18 protein-coding genes are annotated in these 14,797 nt (G+C 45.3%); 13 read left to right on the top strand and 5 right to left on the bottom strand.

Annotated features, from left to right (window positions below; all coding sequences use genetic code 11):
* The first annotated feature begins 46 nt into the window (after nt 1-46).
* Nucleotides 47-685, top strand: a complete 639-nt coding sequence (locus ACXHJ1_RS03140) for a pentapeptide repeat-containing protein (protein WP_025363990.1) — start codon at nt 47-49, stop codon at nt 683-685.
* 72 nt (nt 686-757) lie between these two features.
* Here the strand turns inward: ACXHJ1_RS03140 and ACXHJ1_RS03135 are convergent, their stop codons facing one another.
* Complete coding sequence (locus tag ACXHJ1_RS03135; RefSeq protein ID WP_016819386.1) at nt 758-1,186, bottom strand: DUF1259 domain-containing protein; 429 nt, start codon at nt 1,184-1,186, stop codon at nt 758-760.
* Nucleotides 1,187-1,308: 122 nt separating this feature from the next.
* Nucleotides 1,309-2,847, bottom strand: coding sequence for a MocR-like pyridoxine biosynthesis transcription factor PdxR (gene pdxR, locus ACXHJ1_RS03130; protein ID WP_174821148.1), 1,539 nt, complete (start codon nt 2,845-2,847; stop codon nt 1,309-1,311).
* 115 nt (nt 2,848-2,962) lie between these two features.
* Here pdxR and ACXHJ1_RS03125 point away from each other — a divergent pair, with 115 nt between their 5' ends.
* The 8 genes from ACXHJ1_RS03125 (at nt 2,963) to ACXHJ1_RS03090 (ending at nt 9,514) form a co-directional block, all read left to right on the top strand.
* Complete coding sequence (locus ACXHJ1_RS03125; RefSeq protein WP_107734939.1) at nt 2,963-3,574, top strand: pyridoxamine 5'-phosphate oxidase family protein; 612 nt, start codon at nt 2,963-2,965, stop codon at nt 3,572-3,574.
* A gap of 260 nt (nt 3,575-3,834) precedes the next feature.
* Nucleotides 3,835-4,419, top strand: a complete 585-nt coding sequence (locus tag ACXHJ1_RS03120) for a TetR/AcrR family transcriptional regulator (protein ID WP_167438665.1) — start codon at nt 3,835-3,837, stop codon at nt 4,417-4,419.
* A gap of 106 nt (nt 4,420-4,525) precedes the next feature.
* Nucleotides 4,526-4,627, top strand: coding sequence for a hypothetical protein (locus ACXHJ1_RS03115; RefSeq protein ID WP_014599460.1), 102 nt, complete (start codon nt 4,526-4,528; stop codon nt 4,625-4,627).
* A 349-nt stretch (nt 4,628-4,976) separates the two neighbouring features.
* On the top strand, nt 4,977-5,432 hold the full coding sequence (locus ACXHJ1_RS03110; RefSeq protein WP_167438643.1) for a MerR family transcriptional regulator: 456 nt from the start codon (nt 4,977-4,979) through the stop codon (nt 5,430-5,432).
* A 40-nt stretch (nt 5,433-5,472) separates the two neighbouring features.
* On the top strand, nt 5,473-6,684 hold the full coding sequence (locus ACXHJ1_RS03105; RefSeq protein WP_016819379.1) for an MFS transporter: 1,212 nt from the start codon (nt 5,473-5,475) through the stop codon (nt 6,682-6,684).
* A gap of 27 nt (nt 6,685-6,711) precedes the next feature.
* Complete coding sequence (locus ACXHJ1_RS03100) at nt 6,712-7,140, top strand: universal stress protein (protein ID WP_019686110.1); 429 nt, start codon at nt 6,712-6,714, stop codon at nt 7,138-7,140.
* Nucleotides 7,141-7,182: 42 nt separating this feature from the next.
* Nucleotides 7,183-8,601, top strand: coding sequence for an aldehyde dehydrogenase family protein (locus tag ACXHJ1_RS03095; RefSeq protein ID WP_457905579.1), 1,419 nt, complete (start codon nt 7,183-7,185; stop codon nt 8,599-8,601).
* A 352-nt stretch (nt 8,602-8,953) separates the two neighbouring features.
* Complete coding sequence (locus ACXHJ1_RS03090) at nt 8,954-9,514, top strand: NAD(P)H-dependent oxidoreductase (protein WP_025363996.1); 561 nt, start codon at nt 8,954-8,956, stop codon at nt 9,512-9,514.
* 406 nt (nt 9,515-9,920) lie between these two features.
* Here the strand turns inward: ACXHJ1_RS03090 and ACXHJ1_RS03085 are convergent, their stop codons facing one another.
* A complete protein-coding gene (locus tag ACXHJ1_RS03085; RefSeq protein WP_016819375.1) occupies nt 9,921-10,385 on the bottom strand; it encodes an AbrB/MazE/SpoVT family DNA-binding domain-containing protein in 465 nt (154 codons plus the stop codon).
* Between the two features lie 249 nt (nt 10,386-10,634).
* On the opposite strand from ACXHJ1_RS03085, the gene ACXHJ1_RS03080 reads away from it, so the two are divergent.
* From ACXHJ1_RS03080 to ACXHJ1_RS03070, 3 genes are all read left to right on the top strand, one after another.
* Nucleotides 10,635-11,507 (top strand): hypothetical protein, encoded by an 873-nt coding sequence (locus ACXHJ1_RS03080; RefSeq protein ID WP_017425719.1) that lies wholly within the window; start codon nt 10,635-10,637, stop codon nt 11,505-11,507.
* 114 nt (nt 11,508-11,621) lie between these two features.
* A complete protein-coding gene (locus ACXHJ1_RS03075) occupies nt 11,622-11,993 on the top strand; it encodes a MerR family transcriptional regulator (protein WP_019686119.1) in 372 nt (123 codons plus the stop codon).
* A 239-nt stretch (nt 11,994-12,232) separates the two neighbouring features.
* Entirely contained in the window at nt 12,233-12,997 is a 765-nt protein-coding gene (locus ACXHJ1_RS03070; protein WP_457905578.1) for a MerR family transcriptional regulator, read from the top strand.
* Between the two features lie 97 nt (nt 12,998-13,094).
* Here the strand turns inward: ACXHJ1_RS03070 and ACXHJ1_RS03065 are convergent, their stop codons facing one another.
* Together ACXHJ1_RS03065 and ACXHJ1_RS03060 are read right to left on the bottom strand one after the other, a co-directional pair.
* Nucleotides 13,095-13,571: a hypothetical protein gene (locus ACXHJ1_RS03065; protein ID WP_017425717.1), complete on the bottom strand. Its 477-nt coding sequence runs from the start codon at nt 13,569-13,571 to the stop codon at nt 13,095-13,097.
* Nucleotides 13,572-13,661: 90 nt separating this feature from the next.
* Nucleotides 13,662-14,141 carry a GAF domain-containing protein gene (locus tag ACXHJ1_RS03060; RefSeq protein ID WP_040102158.1) on the bottom strand — a complete coding sequence of 160 codons (480 nt, stop codon included), beginning with the start codon at nt 14,139-14,141 and terminating at the stop codon, nt 13,662-13,664.
* 349 nt (nt 14,142-14,490) lie between these two features.
* Here ACXHJ1_RS03060 and ACXHJ1_RS03055 point away from each other — a divergent pair, with 349 nt between their 5' ends.
* The gene (locus ACXHJ1_RS03055; protein WP_016819370.1) at nt 14,491-14,796 is read left to right on the top strand and encodes a TIR domain-containing protein; all 306 of its coding nucleotides are present in this window, start codon (nt 14,491-14,493) and stop codon (nt 14,794-14,796) included.
* Nucleotide 14,797 lies beyond the last annotated feature (1 nt).

Here is a 14,797-nt window from a genome sequence, read left to right as displayed (position 1 = left end):
CATATAGATATCCTAGAAATATATTCATAGTGGAGGTAGAGCTATAATGAAAAATAAAATGGAGTCACCGAAGATTCCTGCGGACTTACCCGTATTAAATGAAGAAATACGCTCCATACGATCCAAAGACGAACTTAGTACAGGGTCTGTAGAGGATATTATTTTGGACAATATGGAAGCAGTTAAGGTTTCATTAGAGAAGATGGTCTTCAAAAATGTCACCATCATGGAATCATCATTGCCGGAAAGTGAATGGACAGACATCATTTTTGATAAATGCGATCTGTCTAATATTAATTTTTCCGGCTCCTTTATCCATCGGGTAGAGTTCAGAAATTGTAAATTGCTCGGAACGGATTTTTCGAGAAGTAGGCTCCAAAACGTTCGTTTTCTGGATTGCCTAGGGGATTATTCGATGTTCCGTTTTGCTAATTTCAAGCAAGTTGGTTTTGAGGATTGTTCTTTGATAAGTGCAGATCTTTATCATGCAACACTACAAAAAACCTCTTTTGCCCGTTGCAATCTGGATCAAGCCATCCTGTCGGGGGCCAAGCTCAAGGGAATTGATCTCAGTGATTGCGAATTTGACGGATTACAAGTGGAGATAGAAGACTTGAATGGTTGCATCATCTCACCGCATCAGGCTTCATCCTTTGTTGGCCTTTTGGGGCTAGTGATTAAATAAGGGGTTCAGGGCAAAGGTAGCCATAACAAAGAAAAGATCCGCCTAAGCGGATCTCTTGCATTTATTGATAGCTTATTTCTTTTTAATCACCGGACGTACAGGCTTCGTTGTCAAGACATTAAGCGCGTCACGTACTTCTGTGGCGAAAACAAGCGGCTTTTCTACTTTTTCAAAGTGGATGTACCAAAGGTTAGGGTTATCGAATAGCCAGTGATTGTGGAGTGCCGTCACTTTGATATCATGGTTACGAAGTCGAGAAATAAACGGATTAATTTCTGCGGTCAGAATCACAGTTTCGCCAAGACATAAACCTTTTCCGTTACGGCCAATGCTTTCGAAAGAAAAAGCTTGGGGGATGGCAAGAAAGGATCTGGCCCTTTTCCCCAAAATGATCGGCTTGATGTTATTTCTGACTGTAGATGCAGTACAAACTCCGTTAATGATTTGAGGTGTTGCTTTTAATATATCGGCAAACCGTTTACAAAGTGGACTAACTGCCATTTCTCTCACTCCAATTCTTTTAAGTTACTAGCATCATATGAAAAAGTAAGGGAATGGAAAGGGCAAGTCTTCTTTATCGTTAGTCCAATTTGCTATATATAAAGTGCGAATGGAGCACCCTTTTAAAGCCTCAGCTTTGCTCCGTGATACTCATGTTTGATACGGTCCCAGGCCTGGCGCAGACGCTTAACACCTTCGATAATCTGCTGCTCCGTTAAGTGAGCAAAGTTAAAGCAGGCTGAAGGAGGCCCCGGTGTCAGTTGGTAATCAGCAGCATCACGCCATGTGACTCCATAAAATTGTGCTGTCTGCATCAAATGATGATACTGGGCAGGTCCATGCTTCCAGATGGCATAGGCGTGTAGACCGCAATCGTTCTGCTGCCAGTGAAACAGCTCACTCAACGGCTGTATTTCATGCTGGAATACGTCGTAGCGTGATCTGTATATTCGAGTCATCCGCCGCAAATGACGAATGTAGTCTCCGCGCATCATAAAACGTGCCAGTGCACGCTGTTCCAAGCGGGCAGGCGGCAGGGGATCGTATAGTCGTTTGGCAGCAGTCAGCGCTTGAGCTAATGCCACAGGCAGGATGGCAAACCCGAGTCGAAGGCTGCTGAACATGCTTTTGGAAAAGGAACCGACATAGATGACACATTCCGCGCGATCCAGTGCTTTTAATGGTTCAATGGGGCGTCCTGCCCAGCGGAATTCACTGTCATAATCATCCTCAATGATCCACGCCCCCTTGGACGCTGCCCATTGCAGAATATGTTGACGGCGCGTTAATGGCAATACAGCACCGGTTGGAAACTGTCGTCCAGGCGTAACAAACAGGAGCTTGGCATCCCAATCCTGTGGAATAATTCCATGCTGATCCAGCTCAGCAGCGTATATCTGTCCGCCTGAGGCAGTAACTGCACGGTAGATGCCGGAATAACAGGGATTCTCCAGTACAATGTTATCTTGTTCATGAATAAGCAGCTGACTTAATAACGTGATCACTTCCATGGAACCACTGCATAATACGACTTGATCCGGGGTAGCCGTAATTCCGCGTGTTCTGCCAACATGATGGCAAATCGCTTCACGCAGCCCTTTATCACCGTTCACTGGTGCAGGCGTCGAGTCATCCGAAGGCTTTTGCAGGTCCTTGCCAGCGGCAGCCAATGCACTTTTCCATGCGATCTGTGAGCTGCCCTCCAATACATCTTCTTCTGCTTGAAAAGAAATCAAAGGCTGCTCTGCACCGTCTCTATCCGTAGCAGACACAGGAGCCGAGTATAAGGCCCGTTCTCTTTCGAGCTGCATTATTCGTTGTCCCCATGCTGACAGAGCAGGGGCTTTTTGTTTTGCAATAGGCGGGGGTTGGTTCTGCTGATCGATTAGAGATTCGTCTGGCAGCATTGCAGTCTGTTCCATAACAAAGGTTCCTCTGCCTACTAGCGAATTCACATATCCTTCTGCCAACAGCATATCGTATGCTTCTTTAACACTTCCGCGCGAAATGCCATACATCACAGCCAGATCACGACTGGAAGGCAGGCGCGTACCGCTGGCAAGGGAGCCAGTGAGAATCCCCTCTCGAAGAGCGTGATACAATGCCAAGTATTTCAAATGATATTTTTGAATTGCACGCTGATAAGCAATCGTAATGTCCATACTTTTCTCCTTATATTGGACCAGTCATTTCCGTTCATATTGGATCTTTTTAATAATCCATTTTCAACATAATCTGAAATGTATCATTGGTCAATAGATGGAAGGAGAGTCCCCTATGAGAAGAAAGGAATTTACGGTAGAAGAATTAGAGGAAATAGAGCAGTTTCTAAGCGAGGTCAGTTTCGGATTTTTAGGCATGAACAGCGAGGATGGTTTTCCGCGTGTGGTTCCCTTGAATTTCGCTTATGGAAATGGCGTTTTTTATATTCATGGCAGCCGTGCTGGAGAAAAGATGGAACGGATGAAAGAGGATAATCGGGTTACTTTTTCAGCTGCGAAAGAATATGCGCTCATTCCATCTTATTTCACGGATGAACATATGGCATGTCCTGCGACCTCATTTTTTAAAAGTATTACCGTGCGTGGTCATGCGGAGCATGTAGTGGATTTGGAAGAAAAAGCATCAGCATTTTCCATTTTTATGAGTAAGCTGCAACCGGAAGGCGGATATGACACGATTGATGCCAGCGATTCTCGATATGCCTCACGTTTGAAAGGGGTCGCTCTGATCAAAATTGTACCCGAGGAATGGACCGCCAAGTTTAAATTCGGACAAAATGTTAAAGATCAGGAGCGTCAGCAAATTATCGACGGCTTGCAACAACGGGGGCTGGATGATGATCTGATAACGATTGAAATGATGCGCAAATATGGTCCTCATCACTGATATATATATATCGAAAGTCTGGATTTCACAAAATTCTCAAGTATAAATTTTTAAATTCGGCGTAATAATTCCTGCTCGCTTATCTATCTAATTGGTTAATTATACCTTGTAGGGGGAATACCCTTGATTTTCCATAACATTCAGTCCTTCTATATTAGGACTTTTGAAGGAAAGGTATATATCATCCTCAAGCCCGTTGTTCTTACTGCAAAGGAACTTTATAATACGATAGATTTGTGGTGTAAGGGGGCAAAACCGTGATGAGAGCAGGAGTCAGAAGTCGGGAAGGTCGGCGGTTGTTACTGGAAGCGGGGGCTGAAGAGTTCGCTCAGACGGGGTTTTACCAAACTAAGGTAAGTTCGATTGCGGCACGTGCAGGATTGACGCAGCCGGATTTTTATATTCATTTTGAAAGCAAGGAACAAATGTATGAGGAGCTTGTGGAGAGCTTCCGTACTTTGGTGAATGAGACGGTACAAAGTATGAAGATTGGCCCGGACCTAAGCGAAGCTGAAGTTTTGAGACGGGGACAAGCTTTTCTGGAAGCTATTTTTCGCATGTTGTCTAATAATCCGGCGATCACTCGTGTCGGTTTTTATCAGGCGGCAGACTCGGTACACATCAAGGCGGAAATGGCAGAGCATATCAAGAAGCATCTGCTGGCGGCACAACGATGGGGTTCCTGCCGTGAGGAACTTGACCCTGAACTGACAGCAGAATGCGTGATCGGTTTGATAGAACGACTGACGTTAACGAAATTGCTGCCTGGACGTGAAAGCCCGTCTGTACTTGCCAAGCAGGCAAGAAATCTCCTGTATCACGGAATGCTCGCATCCGAGGAATAACTGAACCCCAAATCCACATTTGGGCGGCAGGCGCGGCATTTGTCCCTATCATGGACGGTGGCATAAGCATAAGATGCTTTTGTAAACCATGAAGGGAGGAATCACCATGTCTGGAGTAGGCGCTGGTTATGGAGCTTTTACATCTACAGGAGCGATTCTGGTACTTTTCATTCTGCTCGTTATTATTTCCAAAGCATTCGTTATCTAATTCTCAGTTGAAGAATTTGATTTCGGGCGATTTGTTGTAATCGACAGAGGGAGGAGGAATTTGAGATGGGTGAAGTAGATAGAAGCTGTGGCGGTGGCGGCTACGGCATGTGGACTTCCACTGGTGTAATTTTGGTACTCTTCATATTGCTGGTTATCATCACACGGACTATTTTCATCTAAGCGATATTCATGGGCTTGAGCGCCGATGCTTCGGGTCTATGACTATGCAATCCCAAATAGGAACCGTCTCTAACAGAGGCGGTTTCTTTTTAATTCAAAGTTTACGTTGACGTTAACGTTATATAGGCGTAGTATTTATATATAATCTTTTTCATAAGGTGGGTGTCATGGTTACGTATAAAATTGATGAGGTCGCGAAGCAAAGCGGTTTGACCAAGCGAACTATTCGTTATTATGAGGAAATCGGCTTATTGCCCTCTCCGCAGCGCAGTGAAGGAAATATGCGGCTGTATACGCAGGAGGATGTGGATTTACTAAAAAAAATAGTGAGTGCCAAGGAAGTGCTTGGCTTTTCTTTGCAAGAACTTCAGCGTTACATGTCCGCAGCAGAAATGCTCAAGGGGCAGCGGGAGGAATATCGCGAGCGCACAGAGCATTTGCAGCCAATCGAGCGACGGGCCATGTTGGAGGATATGGAACGTACGCTGAACGAACAGTTGGACTTAATGGTGGGGAAAATCAACAGTATCCGTATGCTCCAGACAGAGCTGGAGGAGCTGCGGGTTAGGGTGCGTGAACGTAAGATTCTTCTGGATGAGGAACTTGAGCGCGATCCATCATAACAAGAACATTGACATTCAGATGTGGAGGTAACATCCTATTATGAGTTCACAACATGCATTACCTGAAGAGTTAAAAGAACGCTCAGGCTTGCTGTCTCAACCTAAAGCGGTATGGGCAGTCGCCTTTGCCTGTGTTATTTCATTTATGGGTCTGGGATTGGTCGATCCGATCCTGCCGGCCATTGCCGATCAGCTTCATGCTACGAAAAGCCAAGTGTCGCTGCTGTTCACCAGCTATAATCTGGTGACGGGCGTTGCGATGCTGATTACGGGCGTTGTATCTAGTCGTTTGGGTGTCAAATGGACGTTATTAACCGGCATATTATTTATTATTGTGTTTGCCGGACTGGGCGGCACGGCTAGTACAGTTGGCGGAATTGTGGGCTACCGGGCAGGCTGGGGCCTGGGAAACGCTTTGTTTATCGCAACAGCGTTGTCTGCGATTGTAGGTCTGTCCACTTCTGGAACAGCTAAAGCGATTATTTTGTATGAAGCGGCCTTGGGGCTTGGGATTTCAGTCGGCCCGCTGCTAGGCGGTGAGTTAGGTTCCATTTCCTGGCGCGGTCCATTTTTCGGTGTAGCTGGATTGATGGTTATTGGCTTTTTGTTCATTACGTTTATGCTGCCTTCGATTCCAAAGCCGAAAAAACGCGGTTCCATTGCGGACCCATTCAAAGCGTTAAGTTATCCTGCCTTGTTCACGCTCGGCATTGTAGCATTGTTATATAACTTTGGATTCTTTACGTTGATGGCGTATTCTCCATATGTCATGCATTTAGACGAGCATGGTTTGGGTTATGTGTTTTTTGGTTGGGGAATTATGCTGGCCTTTACCTCGGTGTTTGTAGCTCCAAAGATTCAAGCACGCTTGAGCGTGGTATCTTCCATTAGTATCATGCTGACGTTGTTTGCCATTGATTTAGGTGTTATGGCGATTGGGACTTTAGCTGGTTCGCCAACGACTGTCATTGTAGCGGTCATTGTGGCTGGTATTTTTCTGGGGATTAACAATACATTGATTACAACCGCTGTTATGCAGGCTGCTCCAGTGGAGCGCTCCACAGCATCTGCGGCTTACAGCTTTATGCGTTTTTTGGGCGGGGCCATCTCACCATGGCTTGCAGGGAAGCTGTCAGAGTGGTATGCAGCAGAAACTCCGTTTTATTTTGGAGCATTGATGGTACTGATTGGCGTAGCTGTGCTGATCGTACGTCGCCGACATATGCAGGATATTCAGGTAGATGCACACTAACATTGAACTTCTGGGGAGGAAAAGAGTATGAGCGAATTCAAACAGATTCTGGTCGCGATTGATGGCTCGGAACACGCTATGAAGGCATTGGAGACAGCCAAAACGTTATCCAAGCAGCTTCAGGGAAACCTGCATCTGACCGTATTGCATGTAAATCCGACTTTATCCATGAATGAGCCCCCGGTTGGGATTGATGTGGATGAGCGGATCGAAGAGGAAGGTCGTCATATTCTGGAGCCTGCAGCCGACTATTTGAAGGACGAGGGCATTTCGTACCGTATGCTGGCAGGTCATGGTGATCCGGCGAGTTTCATTTGTAAAATTGCAGATCAGGAAAAGGCAGATCTGATCATTATGGGAACACGGGGACAGGGACTTGTTTCGGAGCTGATCCTGGGTAGCGTGAGCCATCATGTGATTCAGCATGCACCTTGTCCAGTGCTGACAGTGAAATAGTATTAAATGAGACATTGATATAGAGCAAAGGAGGAAAAAAGCATGCAGCAGCACTTATTTATTGGCGGTGAATGGAAAGCAGCTTCATCATATACGACGCTGAAATCACCGTATTCCGGGGAAGTCATTGCCGAGGTAGCAGAGGCCACTGCTGAGGATGCCAAGACCGCTATTCAGGCGGCTTCTGATGCACGTGCAGAGATGCGGGTCATGCCAGCCCACCAGCGGTCAGCTATTTTGGAGAAGCTGGCTGACCTGCTGGAAGAGCGGCGTGAGGATGCAGCGCGTATCATTGCACGCGAAGCGTCCAAGCCATGGAAGGCTGCGCTTGCGGAAGTTGATCGGACGGTACAAACCTACAAGTTTGCAGCCGAAGAAGCCAAGCGCATTCACGGAGAGACCATTCCGCTGGATGCTGCACCAGGCGGCGAGGGCCGTATGGCCTACACGCTCAAAGAACCCGTCGGGGTAGTAGGAGCTATTACACCATTTAACTTCCCGATGAACTTGGTCGCTCATAAAGTGGGCCCTGCGCTGGCAGCAGGCAATACGGTCGTATTGAAGCCTGCGGAGCAGACACCACTGTCGGCTTACTTGATCGCGGAGCTGTTGGAGCAGGCCGGGTTGCCAGCGGGCGCTCTTAACGTGATCAGCGGCGATGGCAAAACCATTGGCGACGTACTTGTCACTGATCCACGTGTCAGCTATATCACCTTCACCGGTAGCCCGGCAGTCGGTACAGAAATTCGCTCCAAGGCTGGCTTGAAGCGGGTTACGCTGGAGCTGGGTTCCAACGCGGCTGTTATTATTGACCGTGATACAGATGTGGACGCGATCATCGACCGTTGTGTGAGTGGAGCCTTTGCCAATCAGGGGCAGGTATGTATCTCGGTTCAACGTATTTACGTTGTCGGTGAGCTGTATGATACGTTCGTATCCCGATTTATAGAAGCGACTCAACGTTTAAAAATCGGAGATCCGCTAGACCCGGACACGGACGTATCGGCGCTCATCTCAGCCAAGGATGTCGAGCGTGTTCGTGAGTGGCTGGAGGAAGCAGTCCAAGCAGGCGGGAGAATCGCTCTGGGTGGTCATGCCGAAGGTGGGATTCTGGAGCCGACCGTATTGCTCAATGTGGACCCGACTTCCAAGGTGTCTTGTCGCGAAGTGTTTGCCCCACTTGTGCTGATTCATTCCGTTAGCTCTGTAGATGAGGCTGTGAGCCATGTGAATGATTCAATTTATGGCTTACAGGCGGGGATTTACACACGTAATATCACGACCGCGCTGGATGCAGCGGACAAGCTTGAGGTAGGGGGCGTGATGATCAATGACATACCAAGCTTCCGTGTTGACCATATGCCGTATGGCGGTGTGAAGCAAAGTGGCACTGGACGCGAAGGTGTAAAGTACGCTATGGAAGAAATGTTGGAAACCAAGCTGATCGTTATTAAACGGTAAATAGCTGTATAAAAGCCTATCTGATGGACATGGATAATGCGTTTTACGTATGCTACTCATCAGATAGGCTTTTTTGCGTCTTCTGCGCGATAGTAACAGTGGCAAGTTGAACCAAAAGCACTTGCGAAATAAAAAGGAATAAACTATACTGAGACCAATCAATTAGTGATTGATCAATTACTAACTGATTAACAATCAACGTTAGGTGACATTTATGAGCAGCATACGCTTCAAGTTGACTGAACGTATCTGTATTGGAACTATGAATTGATGCAGATTCAGTTAGATGAAGAAGTATGAAACTAAGTAATTGATCAATCACTCATTTTATTAGTAAATGGAGGAGAAGAAAATGAAACATCTTATTATTTACGCGCATCCATCACATGAAAGCTTTAACCATGCAATTTTGACCACAGCATTGAAGGGGCTAAAGCAAAAAGGGCATGATGTGGTGGTTCGTGATCTATATGATATCGGCTTTCAACCTGTAGTCAGCAGTAGCGAGATTATTGGAGGAATCGGAGAAGATATTGTGCGGGAACAGAAGTTTTTGCAATGGGCAGAGGTGGTCACCTTTATTTATCCGATATGGTGGACGGGGATGCCAGCCATAATGAAAGGGTATATTGACCGCGTATTCTCTTACGGCTTTGCTTACAAATATGTAAACGGGGTGCAGATGGGGCTGCTCAAGGGGAAGAAAGTCATCATCCTCAACACACAAGGGAAATCACATGCGGAATATGCCAGCAATGGCATGGATCAAGCACTTCACTTGACGTCCGACAAAGGCATATTTGAATATTGCGGACTTGACGTTATGTATCATATATTTTTCGAGTCGGTACCCCAATCCGATGAAGATACACGTAAAGAATGGCTTCGCCAGATTGCAGGCATACTTGGATAAGGGCTTGAGCCTGGCTGATTTGAGTAACATCAATATAAGACTGTGTACCAAGTTCCTTTAAGATATTTTTTGAAACTCACTGTCCCCAAAAATGCACATCTTTACAGGTAAAAGTATTTTGGATGAGTTGAAACAACATTAAAATGAATAAATAAACGAAATGACCTTCTTTACGTAGAGAAGGTCATTTCGTTTAATTTAGGCGTTACTATTAATTGGCATAGTTTTATTAATAAGGCGTTGTCGCTTGCAAGTCATCTAGTAGTTCTTTGTACCTAGTTCGAGGATTTCGCAAATGTGTTTCCTGCTTTTTGTCGGTTAGCTATGATGCTGCGTATCACGGTTCAAAATTAGCTGTACATGATGAAATCTCTGGTGTATACCTATGTAGGATAGCAAGCTGTAGTTATAGCATTTTTTTGAGCTGGGATATACGGGCTTGGGAAACCTCAAGCATTTTGGCATATTCGTGCTGTGCTGCATTGGGTTGCTTTTGCATTAATTCTTTGAGGCTTTCAATCATCTGCTGTGTCGATCTCCGTAGACGTTTGGACTCTTTAATTGACCGTTGTCCGTTGGCTAAAGCCGATTTGGCTGGTCTTAGGACAGGGCTAAAATTTAACCCCTTCTTTAAACTTTCAATACATTCTTTACAAATAAAACTATCTCTAAAATAAGTCAATTGTTCGGCTGAACCACACATTTTACACGTCACCCCGGTATATTTTCGAAAGGCGAGAATACCGGTTTCCTCATCTGCGAAAATCTCAACGGGGTCACCCACATTAAAATCCATAGAAATTCGCATTTCTTTGGGAATGACGATACGGCCTAACGCATCTAGGGGACGTGTCATACCTGTACTTTTCAAATGATAACCTCCTTTTTTTATATCCTTATAATACTAAATAATTATAGTAAAAAAGAATAGGCTTAGAGAAGCAATCGCATATATTAAGTAAACTGTTGAAAAGTATACAAGTAATTCCCAAAATATGTTTTTTTAATCGTGGAAAACGTGTTGAGAAATTATAGGGGATTACCGATATATATTCAGAATGAATATTCTAGTTGGCGAAGGAATTTTTAGTAATATACGATAAGGAGCTGTGAATTACATATGGCAATCGATTTGGACACTGCTATTCCTGCAGTCATTATAAAGGTCGGCGGATTAGTAGATCAGCCCGAGCAATTCACCGCCGAGGCGAAGAAGGCTGCTGCTATGCTGGGAGAAGAGGCATTGCCTCTATTCCCGCGTTATTTTTTTGGAACTGAGTTGCAGAAGCCTGAGAGTTTGGCAGGAAAGTACGAAGGGTTGGGCGACTGGCTGCATATTCAACAGGATGCGATTTTTGAGATTATCTACAATTACAGGGAAAAAGCGATTCCCATGCTGTATGAGGTGGCGTTCGGGGTGTACGATTGGACGCAGTATAAGGCAGTGAGGATACTAACTCGGTTAGCCCGTGAAGGTGTTCAGACCGAGCAGATTGTGGACGATATTATCAGCCATGTCGATGATTTTCGTTATGAGGCACAAATGCCTACATTTTATTTTCTGTCGGGACTGACGGGCAATAAGAAGGTTGCCGCACTGCTGCAAAGGCACTTCCTTGAGAATTTGGAATACGATCCGATTGATGCCTTTGATATTTTTGAGAATTTGTACCGTTGTTCGCCTGATGTTGCTAGGAGACATGCCGATTTTCTCAAAGCCATTGCCCGTGGTGAAGGCCTAGAAGGTCGTTCCCCGTTACTGGATGGAGCGATAGGGACTACCGATGAGAACGGCAAGCAAGAGTACCACTGGCCTGGTGATGAACCTGTCGAAGAGCAGCACCAATTACGAGCGGCCATATTCTATTACCAGTTGAATTCTCAGGATGAGGAGGTCAATCGGCGGTTAGATCAATGGGAAGTGAGCCATCCAGAGGAGAATGTAAGGAGTTATATTGGGAGATTACGAGGGGAAGGACAGGGAGAGAGCTAACTGTTCAGTTGGTGAATAGAGAAATGTTAATTTTGCACTCTTTTCTATGAAAACTTATACTTATCGTTACAGCTGGCTTGAAGCGAAAATAAAAGAATCAGGAGGGGATCAACCATGTACTCCATTAAAGAAGTTGAAATCAGGAGTGGATTGCCCGCATCTACCCTTCGTTATTATGAAAAAGAGGGCATTCTACCTGATGTTGGTCGGGATGAGGGTGGGAGAAGGGTATATACCGAGAAACAAATGGATTGGATCAGGTTTCTTATGGCTATGAAAGATACGGGAATGACCATTGAAGAAATTAAGGCATATCTTGAGCTAAATGTAAAAGGAGAAGCCACAATCCAAGAGAGAAGAGACTTCCTGGTTGCCCACAAAAAGAAAGTGGAAGAACAGATGGCCCAAACGCAGCGCAATTTGGAGAAAATTATTCAAAAGATAGCCTTTTACGATCATGTGGTCATGGGAAGAAGCTTCTCTTAGTCGCCAAATTCAATTGAATATAAGAAGCCCGCAGCCTATTTGAAATACGCTGTAGGGCTTTTTTTGCATAGATATCTAAAGATACCTACTGTAGGTCGCAAGTATGAAAAATCGTTGGCAATTAGCGGTTCACGATGTGCTTACAGGGTAAAAGTGTATTACCAAGGTGGGGAAGTGGGGGCGTTGACTCTCACGCCACGTGAGACTGTAGACTGTGAAAGCAAGAGAGGTGAAGCGGAATGGCTTATACAGTAAAGGAAGTATCTAATCTGTCGGGAATCAGCGTTCGAACTTTGCATTATTATGATGAAATTGGATTGCTGAAACCACATCATATCGGAAATAATGGATATCGCTATTACGAGCAGGAACAACTGTTGAGGCTTCAACAAATCATGGTGTACAGGGAACTGGATTTGCCTTTATCCGAAATTGGCAATGTGCTAAAGCAAACCAAGGAGCAGAAAGCCGAGGTTTTGCAGGTGCATCGAGCCAAGATTGAGGCCAAGGTCTTCCGCTTGCATACTCTCCTTCAGACCATCGACGAAACGGTGGCTCATTTGAAAGGAGAACAAACGATGGAACCAGAGCAAATGTACCAAGGGTTTAACCCGGAAAAGCAGGAAATGTATGAACGTGATCTGACGGAACGTTATGGTTCACAGGTCGAAGAAAAGATCCAGGAGAGTAAGACCGCGACGACGAACTGGAGCAAAGAGGATTATTTGGATTCACAGGCAGAGGCAGATCAGATTCATCGGGAGCTGGCTGAAGCCATGCATAAGGGATTGAAGCATAACAGTGCAGAAGTACAGGCGCTGATCCGCCGTCATCTTCAATGGGTAAGCCGATTCTATACCCCTACAGCAGAAATTTATAGCGGGCTGGGAGACTTGTATGTAGAACATGAGGACTTCAGTAAAATGTATGAAGGCTATCGCCCTGGGCTAGCTGAATATTTGCGAGACGGAATGAAGGAGCTGGCCAAACGGGAATTAACCTAGAGCAACAGCTGATGAAAAGGGCTATAAGTAATATGAAAAAGGGTGAACAACAAACCCATCGACGGCCTGCTGTTCACCCTTTTTTGTGTAAAGCAGCTTACATGCTGCTTGGTGCTGTTCTCATGCTTTGCTGACTGCTGTTTCCGTACTGCTGCATGCTACCACTGCTTGCAAAATGCTGCCCGGTCGTCCCCATGTGTTGCGGAAAGCTGTGGTTCATGTGGCTTCCTGCACTAAAGGTGGATGGTTGCATACTGCGAGAAGCATAGTTATCGCCAAATCCAGGTTGAGTCATTTGGCTGCTTGAGCGGATGGAGTTTTCCAATTGGCTACACAGTTGAATGACTTGCTGGTATTGCTGCATTGCTTGCTGGTGATGCTGAATTGCGGTTTGAATCATTTGAGCTGCGCTACGTTCGCGTTGCACTAGGCTTTCAAGGCTGGATGCGTTTTGTTGCTCTTGTTGCAGCAATTGCTGATACATAGCAGTTCCTTGCTGTGTTTGTTGTACCAATTGCTGCATAATTTGTTCACATTGATGAAGTTGTTGTTGTGGAGCCATGTTGTTGAACATTGATCATCAATCTCCTTCGCCGGATAGTTTAGGTTTTAGGACCCTCATATATTGTGGCGAAGGAAGACTATATATATGCACAATTTTTGGTTACAGGCTGGATACCAGAATAGCCGTAAATTCCTCTAGGAATACACGATCTTCCTGATCAAATCGGTTTTTTAGCGGGCTGTCAATGTCCAGCACTCCAATCAGCTCATCGTTTTTGATTAGAGGGATAACGATTTCGCTATTGGAAGCAGCGTCACAGGCGATATGTCCTGGAAATGCATGTACATCGTCTATGACAAGTGTTCGCCGTTCAGCTGCTGCGGTACCGCAAACACCACGTCCCAGTGGAATCCGTATACATGCGGGTAAACCCTGGAAAGGTCCTAGTACAAGCTCAGTCCCATCATAAAGATAGAAGCCACTCCAGTTCACATCTGGAAGAAAGTGACCCAGTAAAGCTGAAGCGTTCGCTAAATTGGCAATCCTATTGGATTCATCGTGAACAAGTGCCCGGAGTTGTCCGAGAACGGATTCGAATTGTTCCTGACGTGTTCCTTCGTAAGGGATAGTTTGAAACATGTAGAGTCCACGCTCCTAACATTAAATTTTCATATTAACTGTTGTATATATCACCAAAAATAGGTAATTGTGCAAATCACTTTTACCATTGGTTAATTAATTTAAGATATAACGATTGTACATATTCAGTCAAGTAGAAAATAGCACTACTGCCTTGGAATAAGCTCCTTTCTCTAGCACCACAATTCCCTTCTCTACAAGCAACGCTGACGGCAAAGCATTATGTTTTAGCGGGACATATAATATAGAAAGTAATTCAATGAAGGGTTGCCCTCATCTGTTTCCAGCTTCTCCCCTATGGGTAAAAACAATGTAACATGTTGGCTTAGGCCAGGGAGGAGTTACAATTATGCATGCAGATGTTCAGAACTTGTTTATCCGTATACAGATGCTTTCTTATGCACATCAGGACGATTTGACCGTGAGAGATATACAACCAGTTCTCGAAGAACGCGGATACCGTGTAGGAGAACGTGAAGTCAAGCAGGAGCTGGAAAACCTGACACAGGAAAACTTTCTGACACCACATGATGATATGTTCAGCCTTACCGGCGCAGGGATCGAAGAATTGCAGGAAATTCAGTCGATGCTAGGCGTATTGTACGAAGATGTTGTGAAAAATCCAGCGCATGTCACTGCCCGTGCCTCTTCTTAAA

The sequence above is a fragment of the Paenibacillus sp. ALE2 genome, from assembly GCF_054113385.1.
This window is presented reverse-complemented; position numbering and strand designations above follow the sequence as displayed.